Raw genomic sequence first — 17,412 nt, 5'->3', positions numbered from 1 at the left:
CAGAGGCGTGAACCCGTGCTGAGGTTCTGGCGGGCGACCATCAATTCGTGGCGCGGACTGAAATTCGCGATCCGCTCCGAGCAGGCGATCCGCGAGGAGCTGGTTGCGCTCGTGCTCGCCGTTCCGGCCGCCTGGCTGATCGGCGCCACGGCGGCGCGGCGCGTCGAACTGGTCGCTGTGGTGGCGCTGGTGCTCACGGTCGAGCTGCTCAACACCGCGATCGAAAAGCTCGCCGACCGGCTCACCACCGAACACGACCCGCAGATCGGCCGGGTCAAGGATATGGGCTCGGCCGCGGTCGGCGTTGCGCTGGCGATCGCCGGCTTGTTCTGGCTGTTCGCGCTGGCTGAGCGGCTGGGGCTGCTCTGACGCAGCGCCGATTGCGGAGGCCGCGGCCTGCGGCTACATCTCGGCCATGACCGAAAATGCCGCCCGCCTGACGATCTCGCTCGCCCAGCTCAACCCGACGGTCGGCGACATCGCCGGCAATGCCGACAAGGCCCGCGCCGCGCGTCGCCAGGCCGCCGCCGATGGCGCCGACCTGATCGTCTATCCGGAATTGTTTATCGCCGGCTACCCGCCGGAAGATCTGGTGCTGAAGCCGGCGTTCCAGGCAGCCTGCCGCGCCGCCATCGAGGAGCTGGCGCGCGAGACCGCCGACGGCGGCCCGGCGATGCTGATCGGCTCGCCCTGGGTGGACGGCGGCAAGCTCTACAACGCCTGCGCGCTGCTCGACGGCGGCCGGATCGCGGCGATCCGCCATAAGGTCAATCTGCCGAACTACGGCGTGTTCGACGAGAAGCGAGTGTTTTCCCGCGGCCCCGTCTCCGGCCCGATGACGATCCGCGGAGTGCGGATCGGCGTGCCGATCTGCGAGGACACCTGGCTGGAGGAATCCGACGAGTACGAGAACGTCGTCGAGTGTCTGGCCGAGACCGGCGCCGAAATCCTGATCGTGCCGAACGGCTCGCCTTACGCAGGCGGCAAGACCGACATGCGGATGTCGGTGTCGGTGGCGCGCGTCACCGAGAGCGATCTGCCGCTGGTCTACGTCAATCAGGTCGGCGGCCAGGACGAATTGGTGTTCGACGGCGCCTCGTTCGTGCTCAACGCCGATCGCACGCTGGCCGCTCAGTTGCCCGGCTTCGTCGAGAGCGTCACCACGCTGAGCTTCGTGCGGGGCGCGGCGGGCTGGCGCTGCGACGGACCGGTCGCGCCGTTGCTCGAAGGCGACGAGGCGGACTACGCCGCCTGCGTGCTGGGCCTGCGCGACTACGTCCGCAAGAACGGCTTTCCCGGCGTGCTGCTCGGCATCTCCGGCGGCATCGACTCGGCGCTGTGCGCGGCGATCGCGGTCGATGCGCTCGGCGCCGACAAGGTTCGCGGCGTGATGCTGCCGTTCCGCTACACCGCGCAGGTGTCGCTCGACGACGCCGGCCGCCTCGCGGGCGCGCTCGGCTTCGGCTACGAGGTGCTGCCGATCGCGCAAGCCGTCGAAGGCTTCGAGGCGATCCTGGCGAAGCCGTTCGCGGGGCTCGAACGCGACATCACCGAAGAGAATTTGCAGGCGCGCACCCGCGGCACGCTGCTGATGGCGATCTCCAACAAGACCGGCGCGATGGTGGTGACAACCGGCAACAAATCGGAGATGAGCGTCGGCTACGCCACGCTGTACGGCGACATGAACGGCGGCTTCAACCCGATCAAGGACATCTACAAGACGCAGGTGTTCCGGCTGTCGTCGTTGCGCAACCGCTGGAAGCCGGACGACGCGCTCGGTCCGGACGGCGAGGTGATCCCCGAAAGCATCATCATTCGCCCGCCGACCGCGGAGCTGCGCGAAAACCAGACCGACCAGGATTCGCTGCCGCCTTACGACGTGCTCGACGCCATCCTGCAGCGGCTGGTCGAACGCGAGGAGCCGCTCGCCAGCATCGTCGCCGAAGGCTTCGACAAGGACACCGTCGTCCGCATCGACCGCCTGCTCAACATCGCCGAATACAAGCGCCGCCAAGCGGCCCCAGGCGTCAAGGTCACCCGCAAAAACTTCGGCCGCGACCGCCGCTACCCGATCACCAACCGTTTTCGCGATAAGGCGGAAGCGCTGCCGGTGCCGGACGAGACGCTGGTGGCGAAGGCTGGGCGGGCGTCGAGCGAGGCGTTCGAGGGGTAGGGACGGCGGATGAAGGACGACGGCGTCTTATAGCTGCCGCTCGCGCTCTCCATTTGTCTGCGCAAGTCTAACCTCGCATCCGACAAGTTCGGATGAACCGAAAGCGAAAAGCGCGGGAGCAGATCTTCAAAACGATGGGTTAGCCCAGCTCGTCTAGAATGCCTTGGTAAAACTCTTCAAGTTTGGCGGATCGCTGTGCCGCCATTTCGCGCCCCGTAGCAGTGCAGAAATTTTTCCCCAGCCCGAGCAACTTGGTCTGGAAGTGGTCCAGGGCATAAGAGGCATCGTCGAGCTGCCTTCGTGCAGCTGTCGGATCCTCAAAGTCGTAGATTCGGGCTCTGCGAGTTCCCGCGAGATAGAAGCAGCGCGCCACGCCGATCCAACCCATGGCGTCCAAGCGGTCCGCGTCCTGGAGAATCTTTGCTTCGAGGCTGACCGGATCAATTCCGGCGGAGAAGCTGTGTGCTTCAATGGCGTGGCAAACTCGGTCTCTACGGTCACGTGACCATCCCTGTGCGGACAGAACTCGATCCGCCTGCTCCGCCGCGAAGCGCGACGCCCTTTTTCGCTCTGGTGAACCCTTATCGATCCATACGCAGTCGTGAAGGATCGTTGCAGCGACTAATATCTCGGTATCACCGCCTTCGTGACTCGTGATCTTCGCGACATTGCGCCAGACGCGCAGCAAATGAGCTTCATCATGAGCCCCTTCACGGACATCAAATGCGTGCGGGAGCAGAGATTGAGCCAGCGCGGGGTGAGGGAATTGGTCGTACAACATCCGCTATCCACAAAATTGGACGGTTCATGTCCTGCTTATGATTTGCTCCCGGTTGCCGGTGCTTGGATCGCGGCGGATGAAAACTTGGGCGCCTGCGAAATGAAAGGCTTCCGGCAGCTCGTCGTGATTCTGGCTATCCGAGACGTCATGGCGGCCTCGTGCGCGTGATGAGCCAATTATATACTGCCTACGGAAACCCGTCGTTGCCCTTGCCGATTTCGCCGTCCCGCTATTTGATAGGCTGACGAGGCAGCGCAGCCGCCGCTCAGCGATCGGCATTGCGTCGCCGTGGATCCTAGCGAGCGCCGATGTCGATTCCTGATCCCGCCGCCGCCTCCGATCTGTCGCGCCCCGCCACGCCTGCGGGGTTCGCGCAAGCCGCGATGCTGTCGCTGCGGCCGGTGTTCGGGGCGTCGCGTGCGGTGCTCGCCGATCGACGGCGCGGGCGGCCGGGCGACATGCACTTCGTCAACTGGCCGGCCTGGTGCAAGGCGCATTATTGCGCCGAGGTGAGGGCGCGCGATCCGATCCGGGATTGGCTCGATCGGGAGGCGTCGGACAATGGCGTGGTGCGTTTGTCGGAGTTGCTGCCGGCAGCCCGCCGCGCAACCCTGCCGCGCGAGCCGCTGTTGGCGGGCAGCGGCGCCGGCTTTGTGCTGATCCTGGCGCTGCGCGAGCAGAACCGCATCGTCGGCGCGCTCAGTCTGGTGCGCGACGCCGGGCACGGCGATTTCGACGAACGTGACCGCGGGCTGGCGCTGGCGCTGCTTCCGTTATTGGAGATGGCGTATCACGGCGTCATCGCGAGCGGCGCGGCGACGGTGCCGCTCTGTGCCGGCAACGATCCGCCGCCGTCGCTCTCCCCACGCGAGCGCGAGGTCGCGGCGCTTGCTTCGGCCGGCCATTCCAACAAATCGATCGCCCGGATGCTGGCCACCAGCCCGTGGACGATCAAGAACCAGATGCGCGCGGTGCTGCACAAGGCCGGCGTGCGAAATCGCACCGAGCTGAGCGCGCTGTGGAATGCGCGGTCCGGTGAGCCGCGCTGATCGCCGCGCGCTGCGAGCGTTCACTCAGATCCGCGCCATCAGCTCCTGTGCGGCCGTCAATCCCGACCAGTGCGCCTGGCCGACCGTGCTGTTGGTGAGATAGTCGCCGCAGAACGCCACCCGCGGCAGTGGCCCGAGATCGAGGAACCGGCGGAGCTTGCCGATGTAGCCCTTCGGCCGCTTGCAGATCGCGTCGGGCTGCTGGGAGATGAAGCTGTCGATCACGCGGGTGTCGGCAAGCTGCGGCAGCGCCTCGACCACGTCGGCCCAGGCGATCGTCAGCAGCTCGGCGGTGCCGGCGCCGGCGTGCTGGCGGCAGCCCCAATCCTTCCACTGCGAATGCGCAAAAGTGGTGCCGTTACCCATGTCGGTGAAGCGCAGATTGCCGGTGCGGCGGAAGCCGTCGGCGGCGGGCAGCACGTAGGTGTCGAGCAGATCGCCTTTGGGGCGGTCGAGCAGGTAGTACACGATGTGATGGCCCGCATAGTCGATCGCGTCGAAGAACGTGCGCCGCTCGGCGTCCAGAGTCAGCATCAGCGCCGCCACCTTGTTGCCGGGCACCGCCATCACCACCGCATCGCCGCGGATAGTCTCGGCGCGGCCTTCGGCGACGATGTCGACCTCGACACCGCTTGCGTGATGCCGGACCTCGGCGGCGGCGCAGCCGAGCCGGACCTCGACCCTGGGATCGGCGGCGAGGCTGCGGCCGAGCTCGTAGGTGATCCGCCCGGCGCCGCGTTCCTTGAAGCTCCAGATCTGGTCGCCGGACCAGGACAGCCGCCCGGCGGTGCTCCACGCCGTCCAGGCGAGCGAGTAATCGTCCGCGCCGTAGCCGCAGAACATCGCCACGCAGGGCTCCAGGAAGTAATCGACGAAGGTCGGCGAGAACTTGCGGAAATACTCGCAGGCGTTGACGTCGTCGAGCGCCGCGGCGGTGGTGATGTCGCGTGGATCGCCGGTGACCGCGACCTGCGCCAGCTTCGGCAGCGTCGCCAGCAGCTTGGCTTTCTCGACCAGTGGGATGGCGGGATGCCTGGCGGCGCTGACGAGATCGAACGCGCCGAAGCCGACGGTGCGGCTGCGCTCGACCAGCACGTTCCAGCGATGAGCGGCGGTGAGATCGGCGATCGCATCCGGCTGGTAGATGCCGAGCTTGCGGGCAAGATCGATCAGATTGGTCTCGGCGCCGAGGAAGGCGAACGCGCCGGTGACGGCCCAGACGCCGTGCCATTGCACCGAGCGGCAGCGGCCGCCGGCCTCGGCGTCCTGTTCGATGAGGACGATGTCGTGGCCGGCTTCGCGCAGCCGATCCGCCGCGCCCATGCCGGCGATGCCGCCGCCCACCACGATGATCCGCATCTGTCCTCCGAAGCCGTCACGCGATGCGAAAGGCTAGGGGAGGACAGTCGGAGCGGGCTATAGCTCCGATGGGCTATTTGATGGCGCCGATCGCTGCTTACTGGGCGGTCGGCGGGGTCTGGTAGAATTTCGGACCGACGGTGCGGATCTTGCTCGGATCGGTCGCGGGCGCGCCGGGGTCCGGCTGATTGGACGCGGTGGCGGGCGCGGCCTTGCCGCCGTTCTTCGCGGAGGTGCGCTGCGCCGGCGGCGACGACAGCTTCTTGGCGCTCTCTTCGGTGACGATGATGTCGCCATGCTCGGCGGCGGAGCGATCGTCGACGCCCTTCATGGCGTCGGCCCAGGTCTGGTTCGCCGGCTTGCAGCTGCAGGACGGGTTGAACGACTGGCGATAGCGGAAGGCGTTCGGCAGCGAGGTGTAGGGCTGGCCGCTGATCGAGACCGCCTGGTTCATGTCCTGCCCGGGATTGCGATAGGCGTACAGCGACGCCTCCGAGGCGGGGCACAGGCTCTTGCAGGTGCGCTCGTCGTCGGCGAACCGGCTCGGCACGGTGGCGAACGAGATCGGGAAGTAGTAGCCGTCGCAGCTGCGGACGCAGACGGTGCGGAAGGTGCCGCCCTCGGCGTTGCCGTAGTCGCCGCCCGGCATGCCGAACCCCGGCGCCGGGCTGCTGTTGCCGCCGTTGAACAGATTGTTGAACAGGCCGCCGCCCTGCTGCTGGGCGGCTGCAGCGTATTGCGGGCCGCAATTGTTCTGCGCCAGCGACTGGATCACCGAGCGGCGCTGATTTTCGCGGTCGTTGCCGCCGGGGCCGCCGCTGCGCAGCCGCTCCAGCGAGGAATTCATCTGGTCGAGATTGCCGCGCATCTGCTGGATCTGGTTGTTGATCGGGCCGCATTGCGCCGACTGGCCGCTGAACAGCGAGAAGAAGCCGGAGCTTTCGCAGCCCATCCGCTTGGCCTGCATGCTGACGCGGTCGAGCTCGGCCTGCTGGCGGTTGGCGGCATCTTCGAAACGACGGATCTGGTCGGCGCGGCCCTGGTCCATGCCGCCGCGGTCGATCGAGGCGAGCTGCGCTTCCAGCCGCGGGCAGATCGGGTTGACCTGGCCGCCCTGCGCGCCGGCGGGCGGCGCCTGCTGATAGCCCGGCGAGTTGTAGCCGGGCGAGGGCGGATAGCCTTGCTGGGCAATCGCGGCCGAAGACAGGGTCGATGCGGCGAGTGCGACAGCGCCGGCGAACATGCGGAAACGAGTCGCGGAGTCGAACATGTCGGGCATTCAGCAATCCGAACGGGGGATGACGTCGGCGATCCGCCGAATCACCTCGACAAATTCGCACGATCGGGCCGCGGAAAGCTCCCGTTGAGCCCGCGGCGACGCCCGGTTCTTAGCCGCTTCTTTCGGCAGGGTCACGTCGTTTCCGGGGCGTCTCTGTGGCGAAGCCGCCACCGGTGGCCGGCCGGTCGGGATGCCGTCAGCGCTGGCAGGTGATGGCGACGTACTCGCTGCAGCCGCCATGGGCACAGGCCGGATTGGTCGATTTCGGCACCGCGCCGGTGATTTCGTCCGGATCGACCCGCCGATAGGCCACCGCCTGGGCGAATTCGCGGGACTGGCAGTAGGCCGCGGCTGCCGGGGCACCGCATTTCTCGCTGCGGGCGAGGCACAGGTCGACGCCGTAACCGTCGGGCTGATTGGCGACGATGAAGACCCGGCTATCGGCAAAGGCCGCCGACGCTGCAACCAGCGCTGCACCGGCGAGGAGGGCGGGAATCAGTTTCATGGCGCACCAGGAACGAGGGGATGACCTCCATCCGATACCCTTAGAAGGGTTAAGAATCGTTAACCATGCGGCGGAACCTGGGGCGGAATCGTGCGCCGGTCGCGACGAAAATCGGGGGGCGCCCGGCGCTTCGGGCGATCGACGGGCTTGACGACGGATGGGGCGCTCGCCATGGTGCGGCGATGAACGGTTTCCTCGCCATTTGCATTCGCTGCGAGATTATTAGCTAGCTGACACGCTGGCTGAGGCCGTCTTTTCTCCTATCGAGAGCTCTGGACGCCCGGCCGCAGGGGACGGGTATCCATGGAATTGCGCCTTTACGACACGCTGACGAAGGAGAAGCGCCGCTTCGCGCCGCTCGATCCGGCCAACGTGCGGATGTATGTCTGCGGCCCGACGGTCTACGACTTCGCCCATATCGGCAACGCCCGGCCGGTGATCGTGTTCGACGTGCTGTTTCGGCTGCTGCGCCATCTCTACGGCGAGGCCCACGTCAAATACGTCCGCAACATCACCGACGTCGACGACAAGATCAACGACCGCGCCGCGCGCGACTATCCCGGCCTGCCGCTGAACGAGGCGATCCGCAAGGTCACCGAGCAGACCGAACGGCAATTCCACGACGACGTCGATGCGCTAGGCTGCCTGCGGCCGACCGTCGAGCCGCGCGCCACCGAGCATATCGGCGAGATGCGCAGCATCATCGAAAAGCTGGTCGCCGGCGGCTTCGGCTATGTCGAGCAGGACCATGTGCTGTTCTCGCCCGGAGCGATGAATGCAGCCAACGGCGTGCTGCCGCGCTACGGATCGCTCGCCAACCGCTCGCTCGACGAGATGATCGCCGGCGCCCGCGTCGATGTCGCGCCCTATAAGCGCGACGCCACCGACTTCGTGCTGTGGAAGCCGTCGAAGCCCGGCGAGCCGTCGTGGCCGTCGCCGGCCGGCATCGCCACGCCGGGCCGTCCGGGCTGGCACATCGAGTGCTCGGCGATGTCGTGGAAGCACCTGGGCGAGACCTTCGACATCCACGGCGGCGGCATCGATCTGGTCTTCCCGCACCACGAGAACGAAGTCGCGCAAAGCTGCTGCGCCTTCCACACCTCGCGCATGGCGCAGACCTGGATGCACAACGGCTTCCTGCAGGTCGAAGGCGAGAAGATGTCGAAAAGCCTCGGCAATTTCATCACCATCCGCGAGCTTTTGGCGACCGACAAGTTCGGCGGCAGGTCGTGGGACGGCGCGACGCTGCGGCTCGCAATGCTGAAGACGAATTATCGGCAGCCGATCGACTGGACCGTGGACGCGCTGCACGAGGCGGAAAAGGCGATCTTCGACTGGTCGGACTTCACCAAGGATGCGACGCCCGCGCGCTGCGACGAAGTCATCGCCGCGCTGACCGACGACCTCAATACGCCGAAGATGATCGCCGAACTTCACGCGCTGCGCCGTGCCGGCAAGGCCGACGAGCTTTGCGGCGCCATGCAGCTTCTGGGCATCGCGCCGGTCGTCCGCGCTCCGGTCGATCTCGATGCGACCGCGAAATCGCTGATCGACGCCCGCGCCGCCGCTCGCGCCAACAAGGACTGGAAAGAGTCCGACCGCATCCGCGATGAACTCGCCGCGATGGGCGTGGTGCTGAAGGATGGCAAGGACGCCGACGGCAAGCCGGTGACGACGTGGGAGTTGGCGCGGTGAGTGGCCGGCCTCACCCCGTCATTCCGGGGCGCCCGCGCAGCGGGCGAACCCGGAATCTCGTCGCTACAATCTCGGGATTCCGGGTCTGCGCTGCTGGCGCAGCGCATCCCGGAATGACGAGCGTGACTGCAGTCGCAGCAAGACTATCAACGGAGATCGCGCGATGACCGAGCAGAAGCCGACCGGGCGGCCCGATACGCCGTTTCCGAAGCTCTGGCTGTACTACATCGCGCTGAAGATCGTGCTGCTGGCCGGCGCCACCGCGCTGGTGCTGAAGCTGTACGGGTTCTGGTGATGAGCACGATCGCCAAACCCGCCTTGCGGCCATATCTGCCCGAGGATGCGGCGGTCACTGCCGCGATCTTCGTGGCGGCGATCGAGCAGCTCACCGCCGACGACTACAGCGAGGAGCAGCAGGAAGCCTGGGCCTCGGCGGCGGACGACGATGCCAAATTCGCCGCGCGTCTCGCCGGCCAGCTCACGCTGATCGCGACGCTGCAGGGCGTGCCGGTCGGCTTCGCCTCGCTGAAAGGGCCCGACCACATCGACATGCTCTACGTGCATCCGGATTACGTCGGCCGCGGAGTCGGTGCCACGCTGATCGATGCGCTGGAAAAGCTCGCCGGCGCACGCGGCACGCTCGTGCTCACCGTCGATGCCAGCGACAACGCCGCTGAGTTCTTCGCCAAGCGCGGCTACACAGCCAAGCAGCGCAATACCGTTTCGATCAATGGCGAATGGCTCGCCAACACCACGATGACAAAGTCGCTGGCGGATTCCGCCGCGCCCGGAGCCTCCTCATGAGCCGCGAACGTCTCTATCTCTACGACACCACGCTGCGCGACGGCGCCCAGACCAACGGCGTCGATTTCACCCTGCACGACAAGAAGCTGATCGCCTCGCTGCTCGACGATCTCGGCATCGATTACGTCGAGGGCGGCTATCCGGGCGCCAATCCGCTCGATACCGAATTCTTCGGCACGGAGCAGAACCTCGAACGCGCCACCTTTGCCGCCTTCGGCATGACGCGCCGGCCGGGCCGCTCGGCGTCGAACGATCCCGGCATCGCGATGCTGATCGACGCCAAGGCGGATGCGATCTGCTTCGTCGCGAAATCGTCGGAGTATCAGGTCCGGGTTGCGCTCGAGACTACCAACGAGGAGAACATCGCCTCGATCCGTGACAGCGTCTCGCTCGCCAAGGACAGGGGGCGCGAGGTGCTGGTCGATTGCGAGCACTTCTTCGACGGCTACAAGGCCAATCCGGAGTTCGCGCTGCAATGCGCCAAGGCGGCGTATGAATCCGGCGCGCGCTGGGTGGTGCTGTGCGATACCAACGGCGGCACCATGCCGGACGAGGTCGAGGCCATCGTCGGCGAAGTGGTCAAGCACATCCCCGGCGCGCATGTCGGCATCCACGCCCACAACGACACCGAGCAGGCGGTGGCGAATTCGTTCGCCGCGGTGCGGGCCGGCGCGCGGCAGATCCAGGGCACGCTGAACGGCCTGGGCGAGCGCTGCGGCAACGCCAATCTGTGCTCGATGATCCCGACGCTGAAGCTGAAGAAGGAGTTCGCCGACAAGTTCGAGATCGGCGTCTCCGACGACAAGCTGGCGAGCCTGGTGCAGGTGTCGCGCGCGCTCGACAACATCCTCGACCGTGCGCCCAATCCGCACGCGCCTTATGTCGGCGGCAGCGCCTTCGTCACCAAGACCGGCATTCATGCGTCGGCGGTGCTGAAGGATCCGCAGACCTATGAGCATGTACCGCCGGAGTCGATCGGCAATCATCGCAAGGTGCTGGTGTCGGATCAGGCCGGCAAGTCCAACGTGCTGGCCGAGCTGGCGCGGACCAACATCCAGTTCGATCGCGACGATCCGCGGCTGTCGCGTCTGGTCGAGAAGCTGAAGGAACGTGAGGCCGCCGGCTACGCTTACGAGTCGGCCAACGCTTCGTTCGATCTGCTCGCGCGCGGCACGCTCGGCACCGTGCCGGAGTTCTTCCGGGTCGATAAGTTCGACGTCAATGTCGAGCAGCGCTACAACTCGCACGGCGAGCGCGTCACGGTGGCGATGGCGGTGATCAAGGTCGAGGTCGCTGGTGAGACGCTGATCTCGGCGGCGGAAGGCAACGGCCCGGTCAACGCGCTCGACGTCGCGCTGCGCAAGGATCTCGGCAAGTATCAGAAGTACATCGAGGGCCTGAAGCTGGTCGATTACCGCGTCCGTATCCTCAATGGCGGTACCGAGGCCGTGACTCGGGTGTTGATCGAGAGCGAGGACGAGGACGGCCGGCGCTGGACCACGATCGGCGTGTCGCCGAACATCATCGACGCCTCGTTCGAGGCGCTGATGGATTCGGTCGTCTACAAGCTGGTGCAGTCGAACGCGCCGGTGTGAGCGGCCGGCGCCACGCGCCTTTTCCCGATCTGACGTTTCTGCGTAAGGGCGTACCGCCGAGATCCGGCGGTGCGCCCTTTGTTTGTGCGGCGGTTGTCAATGTGCCGAGACGCTGACAACATGCACGTCAACCGAATAAAAGCCGCGGCGCAGTCCGCCGGCGGGGCAGGGAGAACGCGTGGTGGGTGACGGGATCAACGGCGCGCAGTCGGTCGTTCAGACGCTGGTGAATTGCGGCGTCGAGGTGTGTTTCGCCAATCCGGGCACCTCGGAAATGCACTTCGTCGCGGCGCTGGATTCGGTCAGCGGGATGCGGCCTGTGCTGTGCCTGTTCGAGGGCGTGGTCACCGGCGCCGCCGATGGCTACGGCCGGATCGCCGGCAAGCCGGCGGTGAACCTCTTACATCTCGGCCCCGGCCTCGCCAACGGTCTCGCCAATCTGCACAACGCCCGCCGCGCCGCGACGCCGATCGTCAACATCGTCGGCGACCACGCGACCTATCATCTGCAATACGACGCGCCGCTCACCTCCGACATCGCCGGCTTCGCCCGGCCGGTGTCGAGCTGGATCCATGAATCCAAGAGCGCCGGCGCGGTGGCGAGCGATACGGCGCGCGCCGTGCAGGCGGCCCGCGCGGCACCGGGCGGCATCGCCACGCTGATCATGCCGGCGGACGTCGCCTGGAATCCGGCCGTGCGCGGAGCGCACAAGCTGCCGGAGATCGGTCCGGCCAAGGTTGCGGCCGAGACCGTCGAGGCGATTGCCAAGCTGCTCGCGAACGGCAAGAAATCGGCGCTGCTGCTGCGCGGATCGGCGCTGCTCGGCGAGGCGCTGGAAGCGGCCGGACGGGTCGCAGCCAAGACCGGCGTGCGGCTGTTGTGCGACACCTTCGCGCCGCAGACCGAACTCGGTGCCGGCCGCGTGCCGCTCGAACGCATCCCGTATTTCTCGGAACAGATCACCGCCTTCCTCAAAGACGTCGAGCAACTGATCCTGGTCGGCGCCAAGCCGCCGGTGTCGTTCTTCGCCTATCCCGGCAAGCCGAGCTGGGGCGCGCCGGAAGGTTGCCTGATCGATTATCTGGCGCAGCCGCACGAGGATGGCGCGCAGGCGGTGAAGGACCTCGCCGCCGCGCTCGACGCGCCGGCCGAGCCTGCCGCACGCACTCAGCTCGTGTTGCCGGAGCTGCCGAAGGGCAAGCTCAATTCGCTCGGCGTCGCGCAGGCGATCGCGCATCTGACGCCCGACCACGCGATCTATGCCGAGGAGGCCAACACCTCCGGCCTGCCGTTGCAGATGATCCTGCCGAAGGCGCGGCCGCACACCCATCTGCCGCTGACCGGCGGCTCGATCGGGCAGGGGCTGCCGCTCGCGATCGGCGCGGCGATCGCGGCGCCTGACCGCAAGGTGGTGTGTCCGCACGGCGACGGCGGTGCCGCCTATACGATGCAGGCGCTGTGGACGATGGCGCGCGAGCAGCTCGACGTCACCGTGGTGATCTACGCCAACCGCTCCTACGCGATCCTCAACATCGAGCTGCAGCGCGTCGGTGCCTCGGGCGCGGGCGCCAATGCGCTGTCGATGCTCGATCTGCACAATCCGGAAATGAACTGGATGAAGATCGCCGATGGTCTCGGCGTCGAAGCCAGCCGCGCCACCACCGCCGAGGAATTCTCCGCGCAATATGCTTCGGCGATGAGCCAGCGCGGCCCGCGGCTGATCGAAGCCTTGATCTGAGGGGGCGGCCGATGAGCCTGGACATCGTCGGCGCACTCCGGACCATCGTCGGCGACAGCGGCGTGCTGGATGCCGCCGAGCTGTCGAAGCGCTCCGCCGGCACCTATCGCTTCGATACGCTGAAAGCTGCGGCGCTGGTACGCCCCACCTCGACCCAGCAGGTCTCCGAAATCCTGCGCTGGTGCCATGCGAGCGGCGTTCACGTCGTCACCCATGGCGGGCTTACCGGCCTCGTTCACGGCGCCGATGCCGAACCCAGCGAAGTGATCCTGTCGCTGGAGCGGATGCGGACGATCGAGGAGATCGACCCGAAGCAGCGGACTGCGGTGGTGCAAGCCGGCGTGCCGCTGCAGGCGCTGCAGGAAGAGGTGGACAAGCACGACCTGGCGTTTCCGCTCGATCTCGGCTCGCGCGGCACAGCCACGCTTGGCGGCAACGCCGCCACCAATGCCGGCGGCAACCGCGTGATCCGCTACGGCATGACGCGCGAGATGATCCTCGGCCTCGAAGTCGTGCTCGCCGACGGTACCGTGCTGTCGTCGCTCAACCATCTGATCAAGAACAACGCCGGCTACGATCTCAAGCAGCTGTTCATCGGCTCGGAAGGCACGCTCGGCGTGATCACGCGGCTGGTGCTGCGGCTGCGCGAAAAGCCGCTCGCCACGAACATGGCGTTCGTCGGTCTCGACAGTTTCGATGCGGTGGCGAAGTTCTTGAAGCACTGCGATCGCGCGCTCGGCGGCACGCTGTCGGCCTATGAGGTGATGTGGCAGTCGTTCTACCGGCTGATCACCACCCCGCCCGCCAAGGGGAGGCCGCCGATCGGGCAGAAACATGCTTACTACGTGCTGGCCGAAAGCCAGGGCTCGGACCTCGAACTCCACGGCCAGCGCTTCACCGCGGCGATGGAGACGGCTCTGGAATCCGGCCTGATCGCCGATGCGGCGATCGCGCAGTCCGAAGAAGACTGCCGCTCGTTCTGGGCGCTACGCGACGACGTCGGCCAGGTGCTGCAGGGTGGGCTGCCGATCGTGTTCGACGTCTCGCTGCCGATCGCCGCGATGGAAGGCTATGCCGAGACGTTGCGGGAGACGCTGGAAAGCGAAATCGGCGAACACCGGCTGTGGATCTTCGGCCATCTCGGCGACGGCAATCTGCACGTCGTCGTGCAGGTCAAGCCGATGGAGTATCTGGCGCTGCGGCCCAAGGTCGAAGCGCTGGTGTACCGGCCGCTCGCCGCCTGCAACGGCTCTGTTTCGGCGGAGCACGGCGTCGGCCTGGAGAAGAAGCCGTATCTCTATGTCAGCCGCAGCGCCAACGAGATCGCCCTGATGCGGACGCTGAAACAGGCGCTCGATCCCAAGGGCATTCTCAACCCCGGCAAGATCTTCGACCCCGGGCAGACGCTCGGGGGCCGTTGATGCAGGGACGCCGCTGCCGCGATCAGTAGCGCGCGTCCTTCGGCTTCGGGTCCTTCGGCCAATCCTTGACCTTGCCGGGGAAGTCCGGCCGCTCCATGTGGCTGAAATAGGCGGCGACGTCGATCGCCTCCTGGTCGGTCAGTTCGCCCTGACCGAGCGGGAATTTGTCGTGGCTGGCGATCGGCATGTTGCGCTTGACGAAGGCGGCGGCGGTGTAGGTCCGGGCCATGCCGGCGCCGATGTTGAACGAGCGCGGTCCCCACAGCGGCGGATACACCACGCGGCCGGCGGCGTCCTTCAGCCCTTCGCCGTCGTTGCCGTGACACACCGCGCAGCGCGCAACGTAGATTTCCTTGCCGTTGTCGAGATTGGGCAACAGCGACCGATCGACCTTGCCGACGCCGCGGCCCGGCACCTTGTCTTGCGGCTTGGTAGAGCCCTGCATCCAGTCGAAATAGGCGACCATCGCTTTCATGTCGGGGCCGTCGACCGGCAGCGGTTTGCCGTTCATCGAGCGCTGGAAGCAGCCGTTGATGCGGTCCTCCAACGTGATGACGCGGCCGGCGCGTGGCGCGTAGCTCGGGAAGAACGCCGCGACACCGACATACGGGCTGCCGTCGGCGACGGTGCCGGCGTTGAGATGGCACGACGCGCAATTGAGATCGTTGCCGACATTGTCCGGCAGCAGGGTGTGAGTCTCGGCGTTCAGCCGCATGCCGCGCACCAGTTGTTCGGCGTTCGGTTGCGACAGGATCTCGGCGATCCGCGGCGTCTCGAACCGCGAGGTGTCGATCTTCGGATCGAGCGCGGCGCGAGCGGCGGCGATCTGCTCGGCCGTGACAGCACTGGCGTTGCCGCCCCAATTGGCCCGGACGAAGCTCAGGATGTCGGCGATCTCGCGATCGTTCAGGCGGGCGAACGACGGCATCGTCCACACCCGCGGATGCGCGGCGGTCGCTGTCGTCTTCCAGCCGGTGAGGGTGATGTGGACCAGCGTCGCCGGATCCTGGGCGGCGATCGTCGGATTGCCGGCGAGCGGCGGGAATACGCCCGGCACGCCGGCGCCGTTGCCGCGGTGGCAATCCGCGCAGAACTGCGTGTAGCCGAGCCCGCCGGGCGTGGTGTAGGTCGACGCCGGCACTTCAGCCACGGTGGCCGCGGGCGCCGGCCGATCGGTCGGCAGCGCCTTCAGATAGGTGGCGATCGCGGTGAGATCCTGATCGGTCATGTGCTGGGTCGAGTGCCGGATCACATCGGTCATGCCGCCGGCCGCGGTGGCGAAACGGTTCTGGCCGGTCTTCAGCATCTGCACGGTGTCAGGCACCGTCCACAGTCCGCGCAGGTTCAGCGCATTCCAGTTTTCGACCTTGGCGCCCGCGAGATAGTCGCGGCCGTGTGGTCCGGCATCGCTCATCGCCTTTTCCTGGAAGGCGATGCCGCGCGGGGTATGGCAGGCGCCGCAATGACCGAGGCCCTGCACCAGATAGGCGCCGCGATTCCATACCGCGTCCTGGTTCTGCTCCGGCTTGAACGGCGACGCATCGAGGAAAGCGACGTTCCAGAACGCCAGCCCGATCCGCATGTTGAACGGGAAGCTCATCTCTGGTGCGCGATTGGCCTGCGCGACAGGTGCGAGGCCCTGGGTCAGATACGCCCACAGGGCGGCCATGTCGTCGCCGCTGATCTTGGCGTAAGACGGATACGGCATCGCGGGATAGAGGTTGTGGCCGTCCGCCGCGACGCCCTTGCGCATTGCACGGTCGAACTCGCCGAACGACCAACTACCGATTCCGGTGGCGCGATCGGGCGTGATGTTGGTCGACCACAGGCTACCGAATGGCGTGTCGAGCTTCAGACCGCCGGCCATCGGCGTGCCGCCGGAGGCGGTGTGACAGGCGACGCAGTCGCCCGCCTGCGCGATGTACGTGCCGCGTTTGATCAGATCGGAATCGACCTTGATATCGACAGCTTTGAGCTTGGGGTCGAGAGCCGGCGGCTGGATGATCCACAGCGCCGCGCCTCCGATCACGACCAGCGCTGAGGCGGCGAGAAAAGCGAGGGCTTTGGCTGAGCGGCCACGGGCTTGGGACATATCGGACTCGATTCGAGGTTTGTTGCGGTGCGACGCTAGGCGCGCCGTCAGGTCGCCTCAACTCGGGCCGAGTCCTTAGATCGCAACGGTTGGCCGGCGCGTAAGAGGTATCTTGTTACGAGCGGTTCGGTATTCGGCCCAGCCGATATGGTCAGCAGCCTCTCAACAGCGAGATGCTGCGCAGGCGCTCACAGCCGCTCGGCAATCTCTGGAGGCATCGCCCGCTCGGACACAGGAGCGGCAGCGGCCCGCAGCTTCGGCAGGATGTCCGCGACCTTCTCGGCCCTCAGCACCTCGACCGCGAGGGTGGGGCGGATGAAGGCGGTGGCGCGCATGTGCGACAGCAATTCGAGCAGCGGCTGCCAGAAGCCGTCGATGTCGGCGATCAGGATCGGCTTGGTGTGACGGCCGAGCTGCTGCCAGGTCATCTGTTCGACGAGTTCTTCGAGCGTGCCGATCCCGCCCGGGAGCGCGACGAAGGCGTCGGAGCGCTCGAACATCAGCCGCTTGCGCTCGTGCATGTCCTCGGTGACGATCAGCTCGGAGACGCGGCTGAGCGCAATCTCCTTGGCGCTGAGAAAGCCCGGAATGATCCCGGTGACCGCGCCGCCATGGTCGAGCACCGCGTTGGCCACCGCGCCCATCAGCCCGACAGCCCCGCCGCCGTACACTAAGCCAATGCCGTTGTCGGCGAGTTCCTTGCCGAACGCAGTGGCTGCTTCGAGGAAAAGCGGATTACTCCCAGCTCCGGAGCCGCAATAGACGCAGACAGTCTTGATCTCGCTCATGGTGGCGGATGTGGCACCGCGGGATGACAGCGTCAAGACAGGCGCTGCCATGCCCCTGCAACAGTCGTTATGACGCAAAGAATCCTCGCCTCAGGGTGCACGGCGAAGGTGAAACACTATATGAAGACCAACC

General features: G+C 66.5%; 15 protein-coding genes. 9 read left to right on the top strand and 6 right to left on the bottom strand.

Annotated features, from left to right (window positions below):
* Positions 1-15 precede the first annotated feature (15 nt).
* The gene (locus tag M9H71_RS04380) at positions 16-369 is read left to right on the top strand and encodes a diacylglycerol kinase (protein ID WP_455403864.1); all 354 of its coding nucleotides are present in this window, start codon (positions 16-18) and stop codon (positions 367-369) included.
* Positions 370-415: 46 nt separating this feature from the next.
* Positions 416-2,173 (top strand): NAD+ synthase, encoded by a 1,758-nt coding sequence (locus M9H71_RS04375; RefSeq protein WP_455403863.1) that lies wholly within the window; start codon positions 416-418, stop codon positions 2,171-2,173.
* A 139-nt stretch (positions 2,174-2,312) separates the two neighbouring features.
* Here the strand turns inward: M9H71_RS04375 and M9H71_RS04370 are convergent, their stop codons facing one another.
* Positions 2,313-2,954 (bottom strand): HD domain-containing protein, encoded by a 642-nt coding sequence (locus tag M9H71_RS04370; protein ID WP_455403862.1) that lies wholly within the window; start codon positions 2,952-2,954, stop codon positions 2,313-2,315.
* Positions 2,955-3,262: 308 nt separating this feature from the next.
* Here M9H71_RS04370 and M9H71_RS04365 point away from each other — a divergent pair, with 308 nt between their 5' ends.
* Positions 3,263-4,003, top strand: coding sequence for a helix-turn-helix transcriptional regulator (locus tag M9H71_RS04365; RefSeq protein ID WP_455403861.1), 741 nt, complete (start codon positions 3,263-3,265; stop codon positions 4,001-4,003).
* Positions 4,004-4,027: 24 nt separating this feature from the next.
* Here the strand turns inward: M9H71_RS04365 and M9H71_RS04360 are convergent, their stop codons facing one another.
* The 3 genes from M9H71_RS04360 to M9H71_RS04350 all read right to left on the bottom strand — a co-directional run bounded on the left by M9H71_RS04360 (position 4,028) and on the right by M9H71_RS04350 (position 7,146).
* Positions 4,028-5,362 (bottom strand): FAD-dependent oxidoreductase, encoded by a 1,335-nt coding sequence (locus M9H71_RS04360; RefSeq protein ID WP_455403860.1) that lies wholly within the window; start codon positions 5,360-5,362, stop codon positions 4,028-4,030.
* 97 nt (positions 5,363-5,459) lie between these two features.
* Positions 5,460-6,641, bottom strand: coding sequence for a DUF2865 domain-containing protein (locus tag M9H71_RS04355; protein ID WP_455403859.1), 1,182 nt, complete (start codon positions 6,639-6,641; stop codon positions 5,460-5,462).
* Between the two features lie 196 nt (positions 6,642-6,837).
* Complete coding sequence (locus M9H71_RS04350) at positions 6,838-7,146, bottom strand: hypothetical protein (RefSeq protein ID WP_455403858.1); 309 nt, start codon at positions 7,144-7,146, stop codon at positions 6,838-6,840.
* Positions 7,147-7,449: 303 nt separating this feature from the next.
* Here M9H71_RS04350 and cysS point away from each other — a divergent pair, with 303 nt between their 5' ends.
* The 6 genes from cysS (at position 7,450) to M9H71_RS04320 (ending at position 14,399) form a co-directional block, all read left to right on the top strand.
* On the top strand, positions 7,450-8,841 hold the full coding sequence (gene cysS, locus M9H71_RS04345) for a cysteine--tRNA ligase (protein ID WP_455403857.1): 1,392 nt from the start codon (positions 7,450-7,452) through the stop codon (positions 8,839-8,841).
* A 163-nt stretch (positions 8,842-9,004) separates the two neighbouring features.
* Complete coding sequence (locus M9H71_RS04340; protein WP_455403856.1) at positions 9,005-9,136, top strand: hypothetical protein; 132 nt, start codon at positions 9,005-9,007, stop codon at positions 9,134-9,136.
* Positions 9,136-9,645, top strand: coding sequence for a GNAT family N-acetyltransferase (locus M9H71_RS04335; protein ID WP_455403855.1), 510 nt, complete (start codon positions 9,136-9,138; stop codon positions 9,643-9,645). The genes M9H71_RS04340 and M9H71_RS04335 overlap by 1 nt, the downstream gene beginning before the upstream one ends.
* On the top strand, positions 9,642-11,240 hold the full coding sequence (gene cimA / locus M9H71_RS04330; protein ID WP_455403854.1) for a citramalate synthase: 1,599 nt from the start codon (positions 9,642-9,644) through the stop codon (positions 11,238-11,240). The genes M9H71_RS04335 and cimA overlap by 4 nt, the downstream gene beginning before the upstream one ends.
* 181 nt (positions 11,241-11,421) lie before the next feature.
* On the top strand, positions 11,422-12,978 hold the full coding sequence (locus M9H71_RS04325; protein WP_455403853.1) for an acetolactate synthase large subunit: 1,557 nt from the start codon (positions 11,422-11,424) through the stop codon (positions 12,976-12,978).
* A gap of 11 nt (positions 12,979-12,989) precedes the next feature.
* Positions 12,990-14,399, top strand: a complete 1,410-nt coding sequence (locus M9H71_RS04320; RefSeq protein ID WP_455403852.1) for an FAD-binding oxidoreductase — start codon at positions 12,990-12,992, stop codon at positions 14,397-14,399.
* Between the two features lie 22 nt (positions 14,400-14,421).
* Here M9H71_RS04320 and M9H71_RS04315 read toward each other — a convergent pair whose 3' ends face one another.
* Positions 14,422-16,491 carry a c-type cytochrome gene (locus tag M9H71_RS04315; RefSeq protein ID WP_455403851.1) on the bottom strand — a complete coding sequence of 690 codons (2,070 nt, stop codon included), beginning with the start codon at positions 16,489-16,491 and terminating at the stop codon, positions 14,422-14,424.
* Between the two features lie 188 nt (positions 16,492-16,679).
* Positions 16,680-17,279 carry an LOG family protein gene (locus M9H71_RS04310; RefSeq protein WP_455403964.1) on the bottom strand — a complete coding sequence of 200 codons (600 nt, stop codon included), beginning with the start codon at positions 17,277-17,279 and terminating at the stop codon, positions 16,680-16,682.
* Between the last annotated feature and the right edge of the window lie 133 nt (positions 17,280-17,412).

The sequence above is a fragment of the Rhodopseudomonas parapalustris genome (genome assembly GCF_053772255.1).
The sequence above is the reverse complement of the archived record's forward strand: the minus strand, read 5'-3'. Positions and strand labels throughout refer to the sequence as shown.